This window comes from Sandaracinobacteroides sp. A072 (assembly GCF_052616365.1).
The window spans coordinates 1,167,139-1,186,987 of the sequence record NZ_JBQXGU010000001.1 but is presented as its reverse complement, the minus strand read 5'-3'; the positions used below and the strand labels follow the sequence as shown (position 1 = coordinate 1,186,987).

General features: G+C 65.3%; 20 protein-coding genes. 9 read left to right on the top strand and 11 right to left on the bottom strand.

The annotated features are described in order from the left end of the window. A complete protein-coding gene (locus ACUJ46_RS05820) occupies positions 1–378 on the bottom strand; it encodes a MerR family transcriptional regulator (RefSeq protein WP_445389473.1) in 378 nt (125 codons plus the stop codon). 327 nt (positions 379–705) lie between these two features. Next, positions 706–1,053 carry a phosphoribosyl-AMP cyclohydrolase gene (hisI, locus tag ACUJ46_RS05815; protein ID WP_445389472.1) on the bottom strand — a complete coding sequence of 116 codons (348 nt, stop codon included), beginning with the start codon at positions 1,051–1,053 and terminating at the stop codon, positions 706–708. Between the two features lie 123 nt (positions 1,054–1,176). Here hisI and purF point away from each other — a divergent pair, with 123 nt between their 5' ends. Together purF and ACUJ46_RS05805 are read left to right on the top strand one after the other, a co-directional pair. Beyond that, positions 1,177–2,661: an amidophosphoribosyltransferase gene (gene purF, locus ACUJ46_RS05810; protein ID WP_445389471.1), complete on the top strand. Its 1,485-nt coding sequence runs from the start codon at positions 1,177–1,179 to the stop codon at positions 2,659–2,661. After that, the gene (locus tag ACUJ46_RS05805) at positions 2,661–3,407 is read left to right on the top strand and encodes an SDR family NAD(P)-dependent oxidoreductase (RefSeq protein WP_445389470.1); all 747 of its coding nucleotides are present in this window, start codon (positions 2,661–2,663) and stop codon (positions 3,405–3,407) included. The genes purF and ACUJ46_RS05805 overlap by 1 nt, the downstream gene beginning before the upstream one ends. 11 nt (positions 3,408–3,418) lie before the next feature. Here ACUJ46_RS05805 and ACUJ46_RS05800 read toward each other — a convergent pair whose 3' ends face one another. Beyond that, positions 3,419–5,074 carry an amidohydrolase gene (locus tag ACUJ46_RS05800; protein ID WP_445389469.1) on the bottom strand — a complete coding sequence of 552 codons (1,656 nt, stop codon included), beginning with the start codon at positions 5,072–5,074 and terminating at the stop codon, positions 3,419–3,421. Next, a complete protein-coding gene (locus ACUJ46_RS05795) occupies positions 5,071–5,928 on the bottom strand; it encodes an NAD(P)-dependent oxidoreductase (RefSeq protein ID WP_445389468.1) in 858 nt (285 codons plus the stop codon). The genes ACUJ46_RS05800 and ACUJ46_RS05795 overlap by 4 nt, the downstream gene beginning before the upstream one ends. A gap of 138 nt (positions 5,929–6,066) precedes the next feature. Here ACUJ46_RS05795 and ACUJ46_RS05790 point away from each other — a divergent pair, with 138 nt between their 5' ends. From ACUJ46_RS05790 to ubiG, 3 genes are all read left to right on the top strand, one after another. After that, positions 6,067–7,311 carry a threonine ammonia-lyase gene (locus ACUJ46_RS05790; RefSeq protein ID WP_445389467.1) on the top strand — a complete coding sequence of 415 codons (1,245 nt, stop codon included), beginning with the start codon at positions 6,067–6,069 and terminating at the stop codon, positions 7,309–7,311. 533 nt (positions 7,312–7,844) lie between these two features. Beyond that, positions 7,845–8,627 (top strand): arginyltransferase, encoded by a 783-nt coding sequence (locus ACUJ46_RS05785; RefSeq protein ID WP_445389466.1) that lies wholly within the window; start codon positions 7,845–7,847, stop codon positions 8,625–8,627. Between the two features lie 94 nt (positions 8,628–8,721). Continuing rightward, on the top strand, positions 8,722–9,477 hold the full coding sequence (gene ubiG / locus ACUJ46_RS05780) for a bifunctional 2-polyprenyl-6-hydroxyphenol methylase/3-demethylubiquinol 3-O-methyltransferase UbiG (protein ID WP_445389465.1): 756 nt from the start codon (positions 8,722–8,724) through the stop codon (positions 9,475–9,477). Between the two features lie 48 nt (positions 9,478–9,525). Here the strand turns inward: ubiG and ACUJ46_RS05775 are convergent, their stop codons facing one another. Genes ACUJ46_RS05775 through ACUJ46_RS05765 form a run of 3 tightly spaced genes read right to left on the bottom strand, consistent with a single transcriptional unit; the run spans position 9,526 to position 11,367 of the window. Then, on the bottom strand, positions 9,526–10,077 hold the full coding sequence (locus tag ACUJ46_RS05775; protein ID WP_445389464.1) for an LptA/OstA family protein: 552 nt from the start codon (positions 10,075–10,077) through the stop codon (positions 9,526–9,528). Then, entirely contained in the window at positions 10,074–10,715 is a 642-nt protein-coding gene (locus ACUJ46_RS05770; protein WP_445389463.1) for an LPS export ABC transporter periplasmic protein LptC, read from the bottom strand. Before ACUJ46_RS05770 ends, ACUJ46_RS05775 begins: the two co-directional genes overlap by 4 nt. Positions 10,716–10,755: 40 nt before the next feature. Further along, positions 10,756–11,367 carry a ribonuclease D gene (locus ACUJ46_RS05765; RefSeq protein WP_445389462.1) on the bottom strand — a complete coding sequence of 204 codons (612 nt, stop codon included), beginning with the start codon at positions 11,365–11,367 and terminating at the stop codon, positions 10,756–10,758. 429 nt (positions 11,368–11,796) lie between these two features. On the opposite strand from ACUJ46_RS05765, the gene ACUJ46_RS05760 reads away from it, so the two are divergent. Next, positions 11,797–12,465 carry an NUDIX hydrolase gene (locus tag ACUJ46_RS05760; protein WP_445389461.1) on the top strand — a complete coding sequence of 223 codons (669 nt, stop codon included), beginning with the start codon at positions 11,797–11,799 and terminating at the stop codon, positions 12,463–12,465. 18 nt (positions 12,466–12,483) lie between these two features. On the opposite strand, the gene metH is transcribed toward ACUJ46_RS05760, so the two are convergent. The 4 genes from metH to ACUJ46_RS05740 are packed head-to-tail and all read right to left on the bottom strand — an operon-like array spanning position 12,484 to position 17,985. Further along, positions 12,484–15,093, bottom strand: coding sequence for a methionine synthase (gene metH / locus ACUJ46_RS05755; RefSeq protein WP_445389460.1), 2,610 nt, complete (start codon positions 15,091–15,093; stop codon positions 12,484–12,486). Continuing rightward, entirely contained in the window at positions 15,090–16,145 is a 1,056-nt protein-coding gene (locus ACUJ46_RS05750) for a homocysteine S-methyltransferase family protein (protein ID WP_445389459.1), read from the bottom strand. The genes metH and ACUJ46_RS05750 overlap by 4 nt, the downstream gene beginning before the upstream one ends. Continuing rightward, the gene (gene metF, locus ACUJ46_RS05745) at positions 16,142–17,068 is read right to left on the bottom strand and encodes a methylenetetrahydrofolate reductase (protein WP_445389458.1); all 927 of its coding nucleotides are present in this window, start codon (positions 17,066–17,068) and stop codon (positions 16,142–16,144) included. Before metF ends, ACUJ46_RS05750 begins: the two co-directional genes overlap by 4 nt. Further along, positions 17,065–17,985 carry an ArsR/SmtB family transcription factor gene (locus ACUJ46_RS05740; protein ID WP_445389457.1) on the bottom strand — a complete coding sequence of 307 codons (921 nt, stop codon included), beginning with the start codon at positions 17,983–17,985 and terminating at the stop codon, positions 17,065–17,067. The genes metF and ACUJ46_RS05740 overlap by 4 nt, the downstream gene beginning before the upstream one ends. An 83-nt stretch (positions 17,986–18,068) precedes the next feature. On the opposite strand from ACUJ46_RS05740, the gene ACUJ46_RS05735 reads away from it, so the two are divergent. The 3 genes from ACUJ46_RS05735 (at position 18,069) to ACUJ46_RS05725 (ending at position 19,767) form a co-directional block, all read left to right on the top strand. Next, positions 18,069–18,932, top strand: a complete 864-nt coding sequence (locus ACUJ46_RS05735; protein ID WP_445389456.1) for an MlaA family lipoprotein — start codon at positions 18,069–18,071, stop codon at positions 18,930–18,932. Between the two features lie 2 nt (positions 18,933–18,934). Next, complete coding sequence (locus tag ACUJ46_RS05730) at positions 18,935–19,111, top strand: hypothetical protein (protein ID WP_445389455.1); 177 nt, start codon at positions 18,935–18,937, stop codon at positions 19,109–19,111. Positions 19,112–19,188: 77 nt separating this feature from the next. Next, a complete protein-coding gene (locus tag ACUJ46_RS05725; RefSeq protein WP_445389454.1) occupies positions 19,189–19,767 on the top strand; it encodes a hypothetical protein in 579 nt (192 codons plus the stop codon). The last annotated feature ends 82 nt before the right edge of the window (positions 19,768–19,849 follow it).

Sequence of the window (19,849 nt, the reverse complement as noted above, 5' to 3'; positions counted from 1 at the left end):
TCAGAGCTTTTTCTCGATCGAGCGACAGAAGTCCTCGAGTTCGGCGATGGTGGCATCGATGGCGGCGCGCTGTTCCATGAGGGCGGAAATCCGCTCCCGGCTCTTTGACAGGGCCGCCTTCAGCTGGCCGCGCCTTGCGGGGCCGGGTGCATAGAGATCGAGCAGATCCCGGATTTCGGCCAGGCTGAAGCCGACGGAGCGCCCGCGGAGGATCCAGGCGAGGCGCGCCCGATCGGCTCGGGAATATAGCCGCGTGGACCCGCGACGGGCGGGGTGAATAAGCCCTTCGCCCTCATAGAAACGGATGGTCCGCGGGGTCACGTCGAACGCCCGCGATAGCTCCGTGATCGTAAAGGTTTCGCCAGTCTCCTCGCCCATGAAGATGAGCTTATTTTACCTTTACGTTCGCGTCAACATGGCACCAGAAACGAGGCAGATGATGAAATAAATTTTACATTAAAACAATTTGTTGACGGTATTTTCTAAACTATTTTGCCAGAAGGAAAAATCCGCCCGCCACCCCGCATGATGCAAGGTGACGGGCGGACATGTTCCGACCCTGAAAACGATTCCCGAAGGAATCACGGCCCCCGGCGCAGCGCCGGGAAGAGGCTGACAACCCTATACGCGCGTAGCGTCGAAATGTTTAGTCACATGATGTGACACGAGGCCATTCCGGCAGCGCACGGGCAAGGATCACCCTGCTCAGCCAGCCGGCACGAGGCTGCCGTCAGGCTCCAGCCGGCGGAAAAAGCAGCCTGGGGCACCGGTGTGGCAGGCCGGCCCTTCAGGAATGGCGCGCAGCCACAGGCAATCCTGATCGCAATCGACGAGGATTTCGGTCACGTTCAGGAAGTGGCCCGAGGTCTCGCCCTTCAGCCACTGCGCCTGCCTGCTGCGCGACCAGAAATGCGCCCTGCCCGTCTCGCGGGTGCGGGCGATGGCCTCGGCGTTCATGTGCGCCACCATCAGCGGCGCACCGGTTTCGGCGTGCACGACCACGGCCGTCACAAGGCCGGCGGAGTCGAATTTCGGGGAAAACATGTCAGCCATGCGGCCTTGATGACCTTTTGATGACGGATAGGGTAGCGACAAATCGCTGCGGAACGCCTAAATGCCCCGGCGACAAGCAGCCCACAAGGCAATCAGCAAGACAATCAGAAGGCAGACGGACCGATGGCAGCGGACGAGGTTGGCCAGATCATGCCCCTTTCGACGAACCCGTTTGATGATGACAAGCTGCGCGAGGAATGCGGCGTATTCGGTGTCTGGGGCGCATCCCAGGCAGCGGCGATGGTCGCACTTGGCCTGCATGCGCTGCAGCATCGCGGCCAGGAGGCTGCCGGCATCCTCAGCTTCGATGGCGCGGAGTTCCACGCCCATCGCGCCATGGGCCATGTTGCCGGCAATTTCGACCGGCCGGATGTGATCGAGCGCCTGCAGGGTGAGGCCGCGATCGGCCACAACCGCTATTCGACAACGGGTGAAACAGCCCTCAGGAACGTCCAGCCGCTCTTCGCCGATCTCGCGACCGGTGGATTTGCCATTGCCCACAACGGCAATCTGTCGAACGCCATGACGCTGAAGGCGGAACTCATCCGGCGCGGCTCCATCTTCCAGTCGACGTCCGACACCGAGGTCATCATCCACCTCGTCGCCACTTCCACTTTCCGCACCCTGCTCGACCGCTTCATCGATGCGCTGAAGCAGGTGGAGGGCGCCTATTCCCTCATCTGCCTGACCCGCGAGGGCATGATCGCCTGCCGCGACCCGCTGGGAATCCGGCCGCTGGTGCTCGGCAGGCTTGGCGATGCCCATATCCTCGCCTCGGAAACCGTGGCGCTCGATATCGTCGGAGCGCATTTCATCCGCGAGGTGGAACCGGGCGAACTCATCCTCATCAACAAGGATGGCATCACGTCGCTCAAGCCTTTCGGATCGGAAAGCGGGCGCCCCTGCATATTCGAGCAGGTCTATTTCTCCCGCCCCGACAGCTTCGCCGACGGCCTGTCCGTCTATCAGGTGCGCAAGGCCATCGGTGCAGTGCTCGCCGAGGAATCCCCGGTCGAGGCCGACATGGTCGTGCCCGTGCCCGACAGCGGCACGCCGGCCGCGATCGGCTACGCCCAGGCCGCCGGCATCCCGTTCGAGCTGGGCATCATCCGGTCGCACTATGTCGGGCGCACCTTCATCCAGCCCGGCGACCATATCCGCCACCTAGGCGTGAAGCTGAAGCACAACGCCAACCGCGCGATGATCGCGGGCAAGCGGCTCGTGCTGATCGATGATTCGGTCGTCCGCGGCACCACCTCGGTCAAGATCGTGCAGATGCTGCGCGAAGCCGGCGCCACGGAAGTCCATCTGCGCATTGCCAGCCCGCCCACGGCCCACAGCTGCTTCTATGGCGTCGACACGCCCGAACGCTCCAAGCTTCTGGCCGCGCAGATGAACATCGAGGCGATGCGCAGCTATATCGGGGCCGACAGCCTCGCCTTCATCTCCATAGACGGCCTCTATCGCGCGCTTGGCGAAAAGGGCCGCGACAGCGGTTGCCCGCAATATTGCGATGCCTGCTTCACCGGCGATTACCCGACCCGCCTGACCGACCAGGAGTCAGCCGGCAATGGCGCCTCCCTGACACTGCTGGCGGAGTCGCGCTGATGTCGGCCGCTTTCCAGGGCAAGCTCGCCCTCGTTACCGGTGCCAGCCGCGGCATCGGGGCATCCATTGCCCGCACGCTCGGCGGTAAGGGCGCGCATGTGATTCTGACGGCCCGCACCGAAGCCGGGCTGATCGAAACCGAAGACGCCATTCACGCCGCCGGCGGCAGCGCTACCATCGCACCGCTCGACCTGCAGGCCTATGATGACATCGACCGGCTGGCGGCAGCACTGGCCAGCCGCTGGCAGTCGCTTGATCTGCTTGTTCTGAACGCGGCCACGCTTGGCACGCTCACGCCCCTGCCCCACGCCACCCCGAAAGAGTTCGAGCAGGTGATGGCGCTGAACGTGACGGCGCAGTGGCGCCTGATCCGCGCCTTCGACGGACTTCTCCGGCGCGGCCGGGGAACGGTCGTCGCCCTCACCTCCTCCGTCGCCACCCAGGCGCGCGCCTATTGGGGGCCTTATGCCGCCTCCAAGGCCGCATTCGAGATGATGGTGGCCGTCTATGCCGATGAAATGCGGGCGCTCGGCGTCAATGTCCTGCTGGTGGATCCGGGCGGCACGCGCACATCCATGCGCGCCAAGGCCTTTCCGGGCGAAGATCCGGCAAGCCTCAAGACCCCGGATGTGGTGGCCGAAGCCATTGCCCGGGCGCTCCCCGGCCTGAAGCCGGGCTGCACCCGCCTGAAGGTGGCGAAGGACGGATCGGCAAGCCTTGAGGACATGCCCTCAAGTCTGGGCTGAGCCGCGCTTCCTCAGTCGCGGACGAAGACGCGGCGGCCAGCCAGCCAGGTTTCCTCGACATGGATGCGGTGCAGCGCCTCTGGCGGTGCGCGGAACGGGTCAGTGTCGACAAAGATGAAATCCGCCCAGTAGCCGACATCCAGCCGGCCAACCCTGTCTTCGGCAAGGCCGGCATAGGCTGCATCGTGGGTGAAGCCCGCCAGCGCCTGCTCCAGCGTCATCGCTTCTTCCGGCCGCCAGCCGCCCGGGGGCTGCCCTTCCCTGTCCTGCCGCGTAACGGCGGCATGGATGCCGTAAAAGGGGCTGGCAGGTTCGACCGGCGTGTCCGATCCAAGGGCCAGCTGCACGCCGGCTGCCCTCAGCTTCGCCCAGGCATAGGCGCCGGTCAGCCTGTCGGGGCCGACACGAGTCTCGGCCATGGCCTTGTCCGACGTGGCATGCACCGGCTGCACCGAAGCGACGAGTTGCAGTTCGGCAAGGCGCGGAATGTCAGCGGGGTCGATCAACTGCGCATGCTCGATACGGTTGCGGAAGCGATCGCCATAGGCCGGGCGGATTTCGGCGAAGCTGTCCAGCACTTGCCGGTTGGCGGCATCCCCGATGGCATGGGCCGCCACCTGATAGCCAAGGAAGTTTGCGCGGCTGAACAGGTTCTTCATGCGTGCATCGTCAAGGAAGCGCAGCCCGCTGGTCGCCGGCTCATCCGCATAGGGGGCCAGAAGCCATGCGCCCCGGCTTCCCAGTGCGCCATCGGCATAGAGCTTGATTCCCTGCAGCCTGAGCCTGTCTCCGTAGAGCCAGGGCGTCGGACGCAGCGGCGAGATTGCCTCCATCGCGGCCATGCCGTCGGCATAGCCGGTAATGCGGATGGTGAGCCGCCCTTCGTCACCAAAACTGCGGTAAAGCGCCCAGGATTCCGGGGTCACGCCCATGTCGTGCATGCCCGTAAGCCCCTGTATGGCGAGATGCTTCAGCGCAGCCTCGAAGGCCTTTTCCCGCTCGCCCGCGCTCGGAGGCGGGACATGCCGCTCAACCAGGTCCATCGCCGCATCGATGAACACGCCGGTCGGGTTCCCGGCCGCATCGCGCAGGATCCGCCCGCCCTTCGGATCCTTCGTCTGCCGGTTGATCCCGGCAAGCTTCATGGCCGCGCTGTTGGCCCAGCCGGCATGGCCATCGGCGCGCACAAGCCATGCCGGTTTGTCGACGGTGACGGCATCCAGTTCGGCGGCGGTCGGAAAGCGGTCGAGACCCCAGCGCATCTGGTTCCAGCCGCGTCCGCTGATCCAGCTCAGGGTGCCGTTCGAACGGACATGCGCCGTCACCCGCGCCTGCGCTTCGGCAAGGGTGCGGGCGGGCGCAAGATCGAGCTGGCGCAGGCCGAGGCCCAGCCCCATGATATGGCCATGGGCATCGATCAGGCCGGGCAGCAGGGTTCGACGGTTCGCGTTCAGCCTGAAATCGCCCGGGCCGATCTTCGGCTCCTGCGCGCCTTCCGGCAGAACAGCCATGACCCGGCCGTCATCGCCGACAAGCAGGGTGGAAAAGCGCATCCAGCGGCCGGCGGAATCGATCGTATAGCCATTGGCGTTGACAATCAGCGTGCGCGCGGCGTCCGCCGGGCCAGCCAAAAGCAGTGCCAGCGCCGCAATTCCGGCGCGGATCATGGCAGGCGCCGGATAAGGGAAGAGGTGTCGTCCCGGCCGCCGCCAAGCTTCTGCACATCGGCGTAGAACTGGTCGACAAGTGCTGCCAGCGGCAGGCTCGACCCATTGGCGCGCGCCTCTTCGAGAACAAGGCCGAGGTCCTTGCGCATCAGATCGACCGCGAAACCGAAATCGAAGCGGCCCTCGACCATCGTGCGGGCACGATTGTCCATCTGCCAGCTCTGCGCCGCCCCCTGGCCAATGGCATCGATGAGGGCATCCGTATCGAGCCCGGCCTTCAGGGCGAAATGCAGCGATTCCGAAAGCCCCTGGACAACGCCGGCGATGGCAATCTGGTTCGCCATCTTGGCAAGCTGGCCATGGCCGGCCGGGCCGATCCGCACCACTTTCCTGCCATAGGCCGCAAGAAAGGGGCGCGCCGCCTCGAAGGCGGCCTGGCTGCCGCCGCACATGATCGCCAGCTGCCCGGCCTCGGCGCCGGCCTGCCCGCCTGACACGGGCGCATCCAGGCAGTGAAGACGCGGGTGATTATCCGCCAGCTCGCGGGCGAGGCGGGCAGAAATGGTCGAGTGGTCGATGAAGAGCGCACCATCGGGCAAGGCCTGAAATGCGCCCTCCACGCCTTCGGTCACCTGCCGCACATCGTCATCATTGCCGACACAGGTGATCAGAATGTCCGCACCGCGCGCGGCTTCGAGCGGGGTTGCGCATGCAATGCCGCCATGGTCGGCCGCAAAGCATTCTGCCTTTTCAGGCGTGCGGTTATAAAGGCGCAGGCTGTGGCCGGCGGTGGCGAGGTGGCGTGCCATGGGCCGGCCCATGACGCCAAGTCCGATGAAGGCTATCGTTCCCATGCGCCTGCTCTAGCGGCAAGCCCGCCACCCGCAAAGCCGCAATGCGAGGCGCCAATCGGGCATGCCTGTCCGGCAAGGTTGCTCCATGCGCATGGCTGGTCTAACCCGCAGGCCTTCAACCATCACGGAAAGCCACCCATGGCCAGCCTTGCCACCGATCCTGCACAAAGCCTCGCAATCACGCCCGAAGACGTGCGCCGTGCGGCCGAGGCCATTGGCAGCCAGGTGGTGCGAACCCCGACGCTCGAATCCCGAACATTGTCGGAGCTGACTGGCGCGCGGGTATTCCTGAAGTTCGAGAATCTGCAATTCACCGCCGCCTACAAGGAGCGTGGCGCCCTCAACCGGCTGCTGAGCCTGACAGCCGAAGAGCGCAAGCGCGGTGTCATTGCCATGTCGGCAGGCAATCATGCGCAAGGGCTTGCCTATCACGCCCGCAGGCTGGGCATTCCGGCCACCATCGTGATGCCGCAGTTCACCCCCCTCATCAAGGTGCAGCAGACCGAGGGCCATGGCGCGGACGTCGCGCTTCATGGCGAAAAGCTCGAGGAAGCGACCGCCCACGCCCATGAGATCGCCGAAAAGCGCGGCCTCGTCTTCGTGCACCCCTTCGACGATCCGCTGGTGATGGCTGGCCAGGGCACCGTCGCTCTCGAAATGTTCGCCGACGCCCCCGACATCGATACGCTGGTGGTGCCGATCGGCGGCGGCGGCCTGATTTCCGGCTGCGCGGTCGCGGCATCCGAAGTCGCGCCCAACTGCGACATTGTCGGTGTGCAGGCCGAACTCTACCCGTCGATGAAATCCGCAATCGAGGGCCAGCCGATCATTGCCGATGGCGACACGCTGGCCGAAGGCATTGCGGTCCGTACGCCGGGCAGGCTGACGCTGGAGGTGGTGCGCAGGCTGGTGTCCGATATCCGGCTTGTATCAGAACGGGATCTGGAGCGCGCGGTGTCCATGCTTCTGGCCATCGAGAAGACAGTGGTGGAAGGCGCGGGCGCGGCTGGCCTTGCAGCCCTGCTGGCCCATCCGCACCGGTTCCGCGGTCGCACTGTCGGCCTTATCCTGTGCGGCGGCAACATCGACACCCGGCTGCTTGCCAATGTGCTGCTGCGCGATCTTGTCCGCTCCGGTCGCCTTGCCCGCCTGAAGATCCGACTGAAGGACAGGCCCGGCCAGCTGTTCGGCGTGGCGCGCGTGTTCGACCAGCAGCAGGTCAACATCCTCGAAGTGTCGCACCAGCGCATCTTCACCAACCTGCCGGCAAAGGGGCTGGTCACCGAGATCGAGTGCGAGACTCGCGGCGCCGACCATCTCGACCGGCTGATCGAGGCGCTGCGGGCGGCGGGCTATGACGTGAGCCGTGTCGAGCTGGCCTGAGGCCGGCAGACACCTCCATTACGGATGCATCGCCAGCGCACATCGCCAGCACCTCGGCTAAGGATATTGGCAGGCAGGCGGCCGGAAGTTTCCAGACCCAGCACAGGCGTGAAGACTTCCAGCCACCGGCTCGACAACAGGACGGAGGGGTCCTGCGCAACATATGGGTGCCTTGCGGCGCTTTCGGGCATGGTCTCGCCCATTACCGGCTGGCTCTGGTGAATTCAGCTCCCGGCAGCCGGGCTGCTGCTTCCCGCGCCGGATGCTGCGCCCTTGCCGGTTTGAAAGCCCGGGCTTCGATGATTGCGCCTTTCCCGGCTGTTGTGCATGATCCGCAGGCTTGCAGCCTGGGCCCGCAGCGTTGACAGGCTGCGGCCGTTCCGGTGGCGGAACTGGAATGATGAGCAAACGGAGCAGTCGGTGACGAAGGCAATGGGAAGCAGGGCGGGCATGGACGATCTGCAATATTCGCTGAAAGGCCAGCGCGGGCTGCCCAGCATGCACGCTGCGGCAAGCCACATGGCGCCGCACCCATGACCGACCAGTCCGGCCGCTTTCCCCGCTTCTTCGTCACGGCGGAAAGCCCCTGCCCCTATCTGCCTGACAGGCTGGAACGGAAGATCTTCGCCGAACTGCGTGGCCCCGATGCAAGACGGATGAGCGAGGGGCTTGGCCGCATCGGCTTCCGGCGCAGCCAGAATGTCGTCTATCGCCCCAGCTGCGAGGGCTGTTCGGCCTGCGTGTCCGTCCGCATCGTCGCGCCGGATTTCAGGCCAGGCCAGTCGCAGCGCCGGCTTCTCAGGCGCAATGCCGATCTCGATGTCGCCGCCTGCGACCCATGGGCGACAGAGGAGCAGTTCAACCTTCTGCGCCGCTACCTGCACCATCGCCACCCGGACGGCGGAATGACCAGCATGGATGGCTATGATTTCGCGGAAATGATCGAAACTTCCCCGGTTGACACGGTTGTCGTCGAATATCGCGAGCCTTCCAGCAACGGACAGCCGGGACGACTCGTCGGCGCCTGCCTGACCGACAAGCAGTCGGACGGGCTTTCGATGGTCTATAGCTTCTACGATACCGGGCCGGATGCCCGGCCCGGCCTCGGCACCTACATCATACTCGATCATGTGATGCGCGCCGCGCAGGTGGGCATGCGCAATGTCTATCTGGGCTATTGGGTGAAGGGATCACCCAGCATGGATTACAAAAGCCGCTTTTCGCCGCTCGAAATGCTTGGCCCCGCAGGCTGGATGCCGATGAAGCCGCCGGAAGCCGGCACCACCGGCCGCAGCATGCAGGCCGTGGCCGAATAACTGCCCTGATAACTGCCCTGATAAATGTCCTGAACCCGGCGGATGCCTTCGCGCCGCATCGACGCGAAGAGGCAACAGCGCTAGAAGACTGCGCATGAACAGCCAGAGCCGGACCAGCAGCAGCGGAACAGCCCATGCGGGCAATGTCGCCCTTTTTGGAACCCTCGCGGCGGACTGGTGGGATCCCGAGGGGCAGTCACGGCTGCTGCACAGGATCAATCCGGCCCGTCTTGGCTTCATCCGGGAGGCCGCCGTCTCCCACTTCGGCCTCGACCCGCGCGCCCGCAAGGCCCTCAAGGGGCTGAAAGCCATTGATATCGGCTGCGGTGCCGGGCTGGTGGCGGAACCGCTCGCCCGCATGGGCGCCGAGGTGTCCGGCCTTGATGCCGGCGAGGATGTCATCGCCGCCGCCCGCGCCCATGCGGCCGGCCAGAACCTTGTCATCGATTATCAGACGGGCGAAGTGCTCGATCATGCCGCCCGCAATGCCGGCGCCTATGATCTTGTCACCTGCCTTGAAGTGGTCGAGCATGTGGAAGATGTGCCCGCCTTCCTGGGCGCCCTTCGCCGCCTGCTGAAGCCTGGCGGTCTTCTCGTCTTTTCAACGCCCAACCGCACGGCGCTCAGCTATGCCGTGCTGATTGCCGGTGCGGAAAAGCTCACCCGCCTGATTCCCGAGGGCGGGCACGAGTGGAAGAAGTTCCTGACACCCGATGAACTGACCCAACGCATGGCGGTCGCCGGTCTCAGGGTGGACAGGCTGAATGGCCTTGGCTGGGGCCCCCTGCAAGGCTTCGCCATCACCAGCGACCTGTCGGTGAACTATATAGGCACCGCCCTGCCCGTCTGAACGGATGGCGGCAGAAAGGACCAGCCCTGACTGCCGCGTGCGCAGGCCTCAGTTCTTTCGTTCGGGAACGGCGAAGCGGCCGGTCACACGGCTGCCCGGCTGGCCGGTAGACGTGCGGCCATCCATGGTGGACCGCCCGGTCGACAGGTCGATCGTCAGGCGGTTGCCCGTCACGCGCGTGGTGCCCTGGCTCAGTTCGACACTGCCGATCAGCGTGAGAACGCGCTGATCCACATCATAGATTCCAAATCGCGCCGTCGCCCGCTCCGAAGGAGTGGCGAGACGCACCTTTCCATCGGCGTCCAGCCGCTGGATCACCGGGTCGCCGCTGGCCGGGCGGGTATAGGCGACACGGATGCGGTTCGCTTCCAGCGAAAGCGTGCCCTGCCGGACGCGCACATTGCCGGTGAAGATCGCCTGATTCTCCTTGTCGAGAACATCGATCCTGTCGGCATCGACATCGATCGGGGCCTTGCTGTCCAGCCCGCGCAGGGCCGATGTCGTGATGCCCTGCGCCACAAGCGGGGCGATGGGAGCAGCCGCCACCGGAAGGGCTGCCAGCACGATGGCGGCCAGGGGTTTCATGCTGGAAATGGTCATGGCAGATCCCGGTTCGGTGTGATCCTGAGCTTCACGCCGCCTTCCATGCGCACGTGTCGCCCGTCAATGTCGGCGGTGAAACTGTCGGCCTGGAAGCTGCCCATCGGCAGTTGCCCGGAAACCGGCTCGGCAGCGGTCACGCGCTTGGCGTTGATGTCCACCTCGATATCGTTTCCGTCAACGCTGTAGCCCGATTCAGACCGCGCGACGACCGGCCCGCGCACGACCAGCCGGTTTTCCTCGATGAAGAATTCGCCTGCGGGGGCCGTCACCCTCGCGGGCCCGTCAGCCTGGCTTATCTCCGCCGCAAGGCCCCTGAGCAGGACCACGGGCACGCTGCTTGTCTTTTGCACGCCGGATTGCGCACGAATGCTGAAGGCTTCCCCCTGCGATGTCTCGCCCCGATAGGTTGCCTCCTGCATGCGCATCCGCTCGTCCGCGCGGGCTGCACTGTCCTTCGAAAGCAGAAAGCTGAAATCGCGGGTCATGGAGGCGGGAAGCAGGACCATCGCCGCCAGAATGACAAGCGAGAGGCCCGGAAGCGCCCATTTCGCAACAGTGAGCACGCCATCGCGCCGGCTTCCCGGCAGCATCTGCCGGCGCCGCGCGGCCAGCTGCCTGACAGCCATTTCAGACATGGGCTCGCCCGATCATGATGCCGTTCGGTCCCGACAAGGCTCAGACATGGGCGAAAATGTCGATTTCCGGCCAGCCGGCCAGATCGAGTTCGGCCCGCCATGGCAGGAAATCGAAACAGGCCCGCGCAAGATCCGTGCGCCCTTCGCGTTCCAGCCGATCGTTGAGGATGGGCATCATCCGGTGCAGGTAGCGCACGTCGGACGCTGCATATTCCTTCTGCGCCTCGGTCAGCACCGGCGCGCCCCAGTTGGAGGATTGCTGCTGCTTGGAAATCTCGGCGCCCAGAAGCTCGCGCACCAGGTCCTTCAGCCCGTGGCGATCCGTATAGGTGCGGATGAGCCGGCTTGCCGTCTTGGTGCAATAGACGGGCGCTGCCACGACCTGCAGATAGCGGCGGATGACGGCCAGATCGAAACGGGCAAAATGGTAGATCTTAAGCCGCGACGGATCGGCAAGCACGCGCCGCAGTTTCGGTGCCGAATAATCGCCAGACAGGCGAACCAGATGCTCATCTCCGGCGCCGTCCGAAAGCTGCACGAGGCAAAGACGGTCGCGCTGCGGATTGAGCCCCATGGTCTCGGTGTCGACAGCAATGGGGCCGGGCAGGAAAATGTCGCCCGGCAGGTCATGTTCGTGAAGATAGATTGCCATGCGTGTGCGCCTTAGGGCCTTCGGGGCGTTACGGCAATCGGGGGCTTTGCCACGGACGGCATGCGCCGGGAGCATGCTGTTGCGATCAGGGGGCTGGCCGGGCTGAATTGCGCCAGGCGCAGCATCCGGAAGGCAAGCAGCATCAGGAAGACGAGAGGAAAAAGCCCAGCAGCAGGGCGTAGCCGGTCACCAGCCCGGACAGCAGAGCCATGACAAGATCAAGACGACTGGCGCCTTTCCGCGTGCGTGCCATGCGATGCCTCGCTCCCTTCAGTGAAGCAGGCTATGCAATCCACTCTCCCTGTCAAGAAGAATAGGCATGTTGCTGGACTCAGACAGGATTCCCGGCCAGGATTCCAGCGCCGCTGGCTGCATCCCGCGCTTTCGGCAGGCTGGACTCGTGGCGCCCGCGGCCGCAACATTGCCCGCATGAAGGTTCCCACTCCACGCGACGCCGCCACGCTCATCCTCATTCGCCGCGATGCCGAGCGGCCGCGCATCCTGATGGGGCGTCGTTCGGGCGGCCATGATTTCATGCCCGGCAAATGGGTGTTTCCCGGCGGGCGGATCGACAGGGCCGATTATGCAGCCCCTGTGGCAGCCGATCTCGACCCGGAAACCCATGGCGCCCTCGCCGGGACGGCGCGTCTCGCACGCCAGCAGGGCGAGCGACTGGCACGCGCCCTGGCGCTGACCGCCGTGCGGGAAACCTTCGAGGAAACCGGCCTCATCCTCGGCCGGAAAGCCGATGCCACGCGGGCGCCATCCTGCTGGCGGCCCTTCATAGAAACCGGCTATGCCGCCGATCTGTCGGGCCTGTCCTACATCGCCCGCGCGATCACGCCGCCAGCCCGGCACAAGCGTTTCGACGCCCGCTTCCTTCTGGCCGATGCGGAAAGGCTCGCCAGCCTCGAACCCAAGGACAGCCGCGAGCTGGGCGAACTGGCCTGGTTCGAGCTGGCCGACGCCCGCGACCTCGATTTGCCAACGGTTACGCGCGCCGTCCTCGACATCGTGGAGGGCCACCTGAAAGGCAGCCCGCCCGGCGAGCGCCCCTTCTGGCGCTGGACCCGTTCCAACCCGAAGAGCGCGCTCTAGGCTTTCCCCCGCCCCTTATCAGCCGTCGAGGTTGGGACGCAGCCACTGCCGCGCCTGATCGAGGCTGACACCGCGGCGCTTGGCATAATCCGCCAGCTGGTCCTCGCCCACGCGCGCCACGCCGAAATAATGGCTTTTCGGATGCGCGAAGTAGAAGCCCGAGACTGCCGCAGTCGGCAGCATGGCGAAGCTTTCGGTCAGAGTGATGCCCGTGGCGTCCGTTGCATGCAGCAGATCGAACAGCAGCGGCTTCAGGCTGTGATCCGGGCAGGCCGGATAGCCGGGCGCCGGCCTGATCCCCTGATATTGCTCACGGATGAGGGCCGGATAATCCGGCGCCGCCTTCGGCTCATAGCCCCAAAGCTCGGTGCGCATCCGGAAATGCAGGGCTTCGGCCATGGCCTCGGCGAAACGGTCGGCAAGCGCCTTCAGCAGGATGTCGGAATAATCGTCATGGGCGGCACGGAATTCCGCCAGCTTCTCCTCGATGCCATGGCCAGCCGTCACGGCGAAACCGCCGATCCAGTCCGCATCGGGGCTGACGAGATCGGCAAGGCATTCATTGGCCCGCCCTTCCCGCTTCTGCACCTGCTGGCGCAGCATCGGCAGCCGGGCGATGGGCGCATCGCGCGCTTCATCGGCAAAGACGAGGATGTCGTCACCGTCCCGGCGGACCGGCCAGATCGCGGCGACGGCCCTGGCGGTCAGCCATTTGCCTGCAATGATCCGCTCCAGCATCGCCTGCGCATCCTTCCACAGGTTGCGCGCTGCTTCACCCACGACTGCATCCTCGAGGATGGCCGGGAAATTTCCGTGCAGTTCCCAGGCGCGGAAGAAAGGGGTCCAGTCGATAAAGGGGGCCAGATCCTCCAGCGGCCAGTCCGCCCATTCCCAGCGGCCCGTGGCAGCCGGCTTCACAGGCGGCTCGGCTACGAAATCGATCGCAAGGCCATTGGACCGCGCATCCGCGATCGACGCCAGTGCCGACTGGCCGCCCTTCCGCCTGTCGCGGATGTCGGCATAGTCGGCGGCGATACCGCCGACAAAATCCACCTTAAGCGTATCTGACATGAGGTTGGATGCCACGCCGACGGCCCGGCTTGCATCGAGAACATGGATGGTCGGCCCGGAATAGGCGGGCGCGATCCTGAGGGCGGTGTGCACCTTCGACGTCGTCGCACCGCCGATCAGAAGCGGCATGGTGAAGCCGGCGCGCTCCATTTCGGTCGCCACCGTCACCATTTCATCGAGCGAAGGCGTGATCAGGCCCGAAAGCCCGATCATGTCGGCCTTCTCGGCCTTCGCCGTTTCCAGGATCTTCGCCCATGGCACCATCACGCCCAGGTCGATCACGTCGAAGTTGTTGCACTGCAGGACAACGCCGACAATGTTCTTGCCGATGTCGTGAACGTCGCCCTTCACGGTTGCCATCACGATGCGGGCCTTGGGGGCCGCACCCTCTTCCTTCGCGGCCTCGATATAGGGCACGAGATGGGCCACGGCCTTCTTCATCACGCGGGCGGATTTCACCACCTGCGGCAGGAACATCCTGCCCGTGGCGAACAGGTCGCCCACCACGTTCATGCCATCCATCAACGGGCCTTCGATCACGTCGATCGGGCGGGCGGCCGCCAGCCGCGCTTCCTCGGTGTCGGGGATCACATGGGCATCGATTCCGTGCACCAGCGCATGTTCCAGCCGCTTCGTCACCGGCAGGTCGCGCCAGGCTTCCGATTGCTTCACGGCCGCCTCGCCCTTGCCGCTGAATCGGCCGGCGAGCGTGATCAGCCGGTCCGTCGCATCGGGGCGGCGGGCCAGCACCACATCCTCGCAGGCTTCGCGAAGCTCGGGATCGAGCGCGTCATAGACATCGAGCTGGCCGGCATTGACGATCGCCATGTCCAGCCCGGCGGGGATGGCATGGAAGAGGAAGACCGAATGCATCGCGCGGCGCACGGCTTCGTTGCCGCGAAAGGCGAAGCTGAGGTTCGAAAGACCGCCCGAAATCCGCACGCCCGGGCAGCGCGCCTTGATCTCGCGGCAGGCCTCGATGAAGTCGAGGGCGTAGCGGTCATGCTCCTCGATACCGGTTGCCACGGCGAAGATGTTCGGGTCGAAGATGATGTCCTCGGCCGGGAAGCCGATGCCCGTCAGCAGGCGATAGGCCCGCTCGCAGATCTCGATCTTGCGGGCCGCCGTATCGGCCTGGCCCGCTTCGTCGAAGGCCATGACGACAACGGCCGCGCCATAGCGGCGGATTGTGCGCGCCTGGGCGAGGAAGGGCGCCTCCCCTTCCTTCAGGCTGATGGAGTTCACCACCGCCTTGCCGGCGACGCATTTCAGGCCTGCCTCGATCACCGACCATTTCGAGCTGTCGATCATCAGCGGCACGCGCGCGATGTCAGGCTCGGCCGCCAGCAGCTTCAGGAAAGTGGTCATGGCCAGTTCGCTGTCGAGCAGGCCTTCGTCCATGTTGATGTCGATGATCTGGGCGCCATTCTGCACCTGCTCGCGCGCGACATCGAGGGCGGCGGCATGATCGCCGGCGACGATCAGCTTGCGGAACTTCGCCGAGCCGGTGACGTTCGTGCGCTCGCCGATGTTGATGAAACGATTGGCTATGGTCATTGGAACACCGTGGCTTCCAGGCCCGAGAGACGCAGCGCCGGCTCGGGGACAGGGAGTTTGCGTGGCGGCAGGCCCTTCACGGCCCGGGCGATGGCGGCGATATGGGCTGGCGTCGTGCCGCAGCAGCCGCCCACCACGTTGATGAGGCCGGCTTCGGCCCAGTCATGGATGAGGGCGCCGGTTTCGTCTGGAAGTTCGTCATAGCCGCCAAACGCATTGGGAAGCCCGGCATTTGGATAGACCATGAGCAGCGCATCAGCCTGGCGGGCCAGAAGCTGCACATGGGGGCGAAGCTCGGTTGCGCCGAAGCTGCAATTGAGGCCGATGGTCAGCGGCTTCACATGGGCAAGCGACACCCAGAAGGCCTCGACCGTCTGGCCGGACAGATTGCGCCCGGCAAGATCGGTCAGCGTCATCGACAGCATGACCGGAACGCGCCGTCCAAGCGCTTCTTCCGCTTCCATGGCGGCAAAGGCCGCCGCCTTGGCGTTCAGCGTGTCGAACACCGTCTCGATCAGGATGAAATCGACACCGCCTTCCAGCAGTGCGTCGATCTGCTCGCGATAGACCGCCTTCACCCCGTCGAAATCCACTTCGCGATAGCCGGGGTCTTCCACCCGCGGGCTCAGCGAAAGCGTCTTGTTGGTGGGGCCAAGGGCGCCGGCCACGAAGCGGCGGCGGCCATCGGCCCTGGCGGCGGCATCGGCCTCGGTGCGCAGGATGCGGGCCGCGGCGCGGTTGATGTCGGCCACCAGCGCCTCGGTGCCATAATCGGCCTGGCTGATGGCATTGGCGTTGAAGCTGTTGGTGGCAAGCAGGTCGGCGCCGGCGTCCAGATAGGCGCGCGCGATCCCGGCAATGGCATCGGGCCGGGTCAGGTTCAGAAGATCGTTGTTGCCCTTCTGGTCATGCGTGACGGCAAGGTCGCCGCGATAATCCTCTTCCTTCAGGCCAAGGCCCTGGATGGCGGTGCCATAAGGCCCGTCCTTGACGAGGATTCGGCTTGCGGCGGCCGCACGGAAGGCGGCCTCGGCATCGGATGGTGCGATCATTTCGCGCGGACCCCAAGCAAATGGCAGATGGCATAGGCCAGTTCCGCCCGGTTCAACGTGTAGAAATGGAAGTGGCGCACGCCGCCGGCATAAAGGCGGCGCACCATTTCCGATGCGATGGTCGCGGCAACAAGCTGCCGCGCTTCGGGATGATCATCCAGCCCTTCGAACAGCCGGCCCATCCAGTCCGGCACGCGCGTGTTGCACTGGGCCGCCATGCGGACGACATTGGCATAGTTCACGACCGGCAGGATGCCGGGCACGAGATCGACATCGATTCCGGCTGCTGAAACGCGGTCGCGAAAGCGGAAGAAGGTTTCCGGATCAAAGAAGAACTGGGTGATGGCACGCGTGGCGCCGGCTTCCACCTTGCGCTTCAGATGCGCGAGGTCCGCCTCAGGGCTTTCCGCCTCGGGGTGGGTTTCCGGATAGGCGCCGACCGAAATCTCGAAGGGGTGTAGCGCCTTCAGCCCCGCCACGAGCGCCGCCGCATCGCCATAGCCATCGGGGTGCGGCACGAAGCGCTGGAACTGGCCGTCCTTCACCGGTGGGTCGCCGCGCAGGGCCACGATATGGCGCACGCCTGCTGCCCAATAGGCATTGGCCACTTCGGCGATTTCATCCCGGCTGGCGTCCACGCAGGTCAGGTGGGCGGCAGCGGGAATGCCGGTTTCAGCCACGATCCGGGCCACGGTCGCATGCGTACGCTCGCGGGTCGAGCCGCCCGCCCCATAGGTGACGGATACGAAGCGCGGCCCAAGCGGAGCCAGCGTCTCGACCGAGCGCCAGAGCGTCTCGGCCATCCTCGCCGTCTTGGGCGGAAAGAATTCGAAGCTGACCTCGATATCGCCGGGCAGATCGGCAAACAGCGGCGGCGCATGCGCCCGTCGGGCTTCTGTCGCGGGGGGCGGGGGCGAAATCATCTGCGTCCTTCCCAGATCTTCACAGTCAGTTCGGGGCCGGGGTGTGCGGACAGGATCCGCCCCCCGAGCCCGGATGCCGCCATCCAGCCAAGGATTGCGGCATCCTCGAAACCAAGCCGCACATGGTGGAATCGCGATCGCAACTCCTCCTGCCCGTGCGGCGCATAATCGGCCACCAGAAGCTTTCCACCCGGCGCCAGCAGGCGCGCCGCCTCGGCAATGGCGCCCGCGGGATCCTCGGCGAAATGAAGCACATGGTGCAGGGTTATCGTGTCGAAGCTGCCCGGGCCGAATGGCAGGCTCCGCATGTCGGACTGCCGGAGATCCGCCGTCTGCTCGCCATCGGCTGTCAGCTTGCCACGGGCAATCCGCAGCATCTCGGGCGAACGGTCAACGCCGGTGGCGCTCTCCGCTTCCGCCGCCAGCAATTCGAGGATGCGGCCCGTGCCTGTGCCGATATCGAGCAGGCGGCCGACGAAGGGCCGGCGCGCTGCCGAGACGATCGCAGCCTCCACTGCATCCTCCTGCCCGCCGAGCCGGCGCATCAGGTCCCATTCGCCGGCATGGGCGCGGAACCAGTCGTCCACTGCCTTCTGGCGTTCGGCCCGCACCTGCCCCAGCCGTGCACGCTCCGAGGCTATGGACGAGCCTTGCGGGTCGAGCCGATCGAGCAGGGCAAAAATCTCCGGGGCCGGCACCTGGTCGCCAAGGCTCACGAACACCCAGGCCCCTTCCTTCTGCCGCTTCACCAGCCCGGCTTCGGCCAGGATGCGCACATGGCGCGAAACGCGCGGGTGGCTCTGGTCGAGCAGGTCGGCCAGCTCCCCCATGGAAAGCTGCATGTCCCGCACGAGCAACAGGATGCGCACACGCGTCGGGTCGGCAAGGGCCGCGAATATGTCCGTCAGGGAGCGCATGATTGGAAAAGACTTAAACAAGTCTTTAAATGCGGTCAACGCCTCTTGCCTGTCGTGCGAAGTGCCCCTAGCTCGAAACAGACATGCGCGCCATACCGCTCCTAGCCCTTGCAGCCCTGCTGTCCGCCTGCGCCCATGGCGGGGAGAAGCTGGACAGGATTGCCATCACCAGCGAGGCCGAACGCGACCCCTGGGAAAAGACAAACCGTCGCATCGATCGCTTCAACAGCCGCGTGGACCGCGCCATCGTGTTGCCCGCAACGGATGTGTATCAATTTGTCGTGCCGGCAGCGGCCAGGCGGGGCGTCGCGGGCTTTTTCAACTATGCCGGCGAACCGACGAACTTTGCCAACGCCATGGCACAGGGAAAGATCAAGCGCGGCTTCCGCGCCCTCGACAGGTTGCTGGTGAACGGAATCCTCGGCCTTGGAATCACCGATCCCGCAACCGGCCTCGGGCTTGAAGAGCAGCGGCATGATTTCGGCCAGACGCTTGCGGTCTGGGGCGTGCCGTCCGGTCCCTATCTCGTCCTGCCCTTCTTCGGCCCGTCCACCGCACGCGACGGCGCCGGCTTCTTCGTCGATTTCTTCCTCGATCCCGTCGACTATGCAGACAACCGGCTTTTCTCGACCACCGAGCGCATCGCCAAGATCGGCATGCGTGTCATCGACATTCGCGCAGGGCTGCGCGATCAGGGGGAACAACTTCTGCAGGGCGCGGCCGACCCTTATGCGACCACCCGCTCGGCATGGCTGCAGCTGCGCCGCTACCAGCTCTTCGATGGCATGCCCCCGCCCGAGCCCGACGAGTATGAGGACTGGGAGGACCTGCCCCCTTCCGACGCGGGCAGTGGGGGCGAAGCCGCTTCCCCGGCCGATGGCCCCGCAACGGCCGCCGCGCCCGATGGAGATGACGCCTCCGAAGCCATGGAGGGAGGACAGGAATGAGCATGCGGACACCCCTTCTTTTCATCGGCCTGATCCTTCTTGCTGCATGCAAGGAACAGGAGGCCGCAATCGAGCCGCCGCCGGAAGCTGTCGAGAAAGGGGTTGCGCGGACTGTCGCGGATGTCCGCGCCGCCGAGGCCGCAGCCGCAGAACCAGTGACAGGAGCCCCCGCCCGCTGAAACGGGCCGGGGGTTGAAGGCGGGCCGGAACTGGGCCATTCCTTTCAACAGGTCTTCACGGGCAGGAGAACAGGGGCATGACAGAGCATACAGCCAATATCCGGCTTGCCGGATCCGCGGCCTCCCAGACCTATGTGGCCAGCACCCTCAAGGCAGCGCTCGCGCTCTCGGTCGCCTTCGGCCTTGCCGCCTGCGGATCACAGGAAAAGACTGTCGCCAAGACCGAAGATGCCGAAGTCACCACCACCGGTGACGGCAGCTACAAGGTCGAAACCGCCGATGGCACCACTGCCACCATCACCACGCCGGATAGCGCCAACCTGCCGGAAAGCGCGGCAAGCGTGCTGGGCACGATGCCCGCCCATGCCCCCGTCTATCCCGGCTCGAAGATCGTGACGACGATGGAGGCCGACGACGGCAAGGGCGGCAAGGGGCGCGTGATCGTTCTCGAAACCGCCGACCCGTTCGACAAGGTGATCGGCTTCTACGACGAGCGCATCGCGGCCTCGGGTGTTTCCCAGACCATGAAGATGGACCAGCCCGGAAGCGCCATGCGCGCCGTCGGCGAGAAGGATGGCAAGACCGGCACCATCATCACCATTTCGGATGGCGGCGAAAGCCGGACCATCAGCATCACCACCGGCGCCGAGGGCTGACGCCTCCTGCCCCGCCTTCGTCCTGCCGGGGAAGACACGTGTCTTTTTGAGGGGCTGGCAGCATTGCCCCACCGCCGCTAGG

Excerpts from the sequence above, each read along its gene's own strand:
- ACUJ46_RS05820 (WP_445389473.1), bottom strand. The coding sequence starts at position 378 with ATGGGCGAGGAGACTGGCGAAACCTTTACGATCACGGAGCTATCGCGG.
- hisI (WP_445389472.1), bottom strand. The coding sequence starts at position 1,053 with ATGGCTGACATGTTTTCCCCGAAATTCGACTCCGCCGGCCTTGTGACG.
- purF (WP_445389471.1), top strand. The coding sequence starts at position 1,177 with ATGGCAGCGGACGAGGTTGGCCAGATCATGCCCCTTTCGACGAACCCG.
- ACUJ46_RS05805 (WP_445389470.1), top strand. The coding sequence starts at position 2,661 with ATGTCGGCCGCTTTCCAGGGCAAGCTCGCCCTCGTTACCGGTGCCAGC.
- ACUJ46_RS05800 (WP_445389469.1), bottom strand. The coding sequence starts at position 5,074 with ATGATCCGCGCCGGAATTGCGGCGCTGGCACTGCTTTTGGCTGGCCCG.
- ACUJ46_RS05795 (WP_445389468.1), bottom strand. The coding sequence starts at position 5,928 with ATGGGAACGATAGCCTTCATCGGACTTGGCGTCATGGGCCGGCCCATG.
- ACUJ46_RS05790 (WP_445389467.1), top strand. The coding sequence starts at position 6,067 with ATGGCCAGCCTTGCCACCGATCCTGCACAAAGCCTCGCAATCACGCCC.
- ACUJ46_RS05785 (WP_445389466.1), top strand. The coding sequence starts at position 7,845 with ATGACCGACCAGTCCGGCCGCTTTCCCCGCTTCTTCGTCACGGCGGAA.
- ubiG (WP_445389465.1), top strand. The coding sequence starts at position 8,722 with ATGAACAGCCAGAGCCGGACCAGCAGCAGCGGAACAGCCCATGCGGGC.
- ACUJ46_RS05775 (WP_445389464.1), bottom strand. The coding sequence starts at position 10,077 with ATGACCATTTCCAGCATGAAACCCCTGGCCGCCATCGTGCTGGCAGCC.
- ACUJ46_RS05770 (WP_445389463.1), bottom strand. The coding sequence starts at position 10,715 with ATGTCTGAAATGGCTGTCAGGCAGCTGGCCGCGCGGCGCCGGCAGATG.
- ACUJ46_RS05765 (WP_445389462.1), bottom strand. The coding sequence starts at position 11,367 with ATGGCAATCTATCTTCACGAACATGACCTGCCGGGCGACATTTTCCTG.
- ACUJ46_RS05760 (WP_445389461.1), top strand. The coding sequence starts at position 11,797 with ATGAAGGTTCCCACTCCACGCGACGCCGCCACGCTCATCCTCATTCGC.
- metH (WP_445389460.1), bottom strand. The coding sequence starts at position 15,093 with ATGACCATAGCCAATCGTTTCATCAACATCGGCGAGCGCACGAACGTC.
- ACUJ46_RS05750 (WP_445389459.1), bottom strand. The coding sequence starts at position 16,145 with ATGATCGCACCATCCGATGCCGAGGCCGCCTTCCGTGCGGCCGCCGCA.
- metF (WP_445389458.1), bottom strand. The coding sequence starts at position 17,068 with ATGATTTCGCCCCCGCCCCCCGCGACAGAAGCCCGACGGGCGCATGCG.
- ACUJ46_RS05740 (WP_445389457.1), bottom strand. The coding sequence starts at position 17,985 with ATGCGCTCCCTGACGGACATATTCGCGGCCCTTGCCGACCCGACGCGT.
- ACUJ46_RS05735 (WP_445389456.1), top strand. The coding sequence starts at position 18,069 with ATGCGCGCCATACCGCTCCTAGCCCTTGCAGCCCTGCTGTCCGCCTGC.
- ACUJ46_RS05730 (WP_445389455.1), top strand. The coding sequence starts at position 18,935 with ATGCGGACACCCCTTCTTTTCATCGGCCTGATCCTTCTTGCTGCATGC.
- ACUJ46_RS05725 (WP_445389454.1), top strand. The coding sequence starts at position 19,189 with ATGACAGAGCATACAGCCAATATCCGGCTTGCCGGATCCGCGGCCTCC.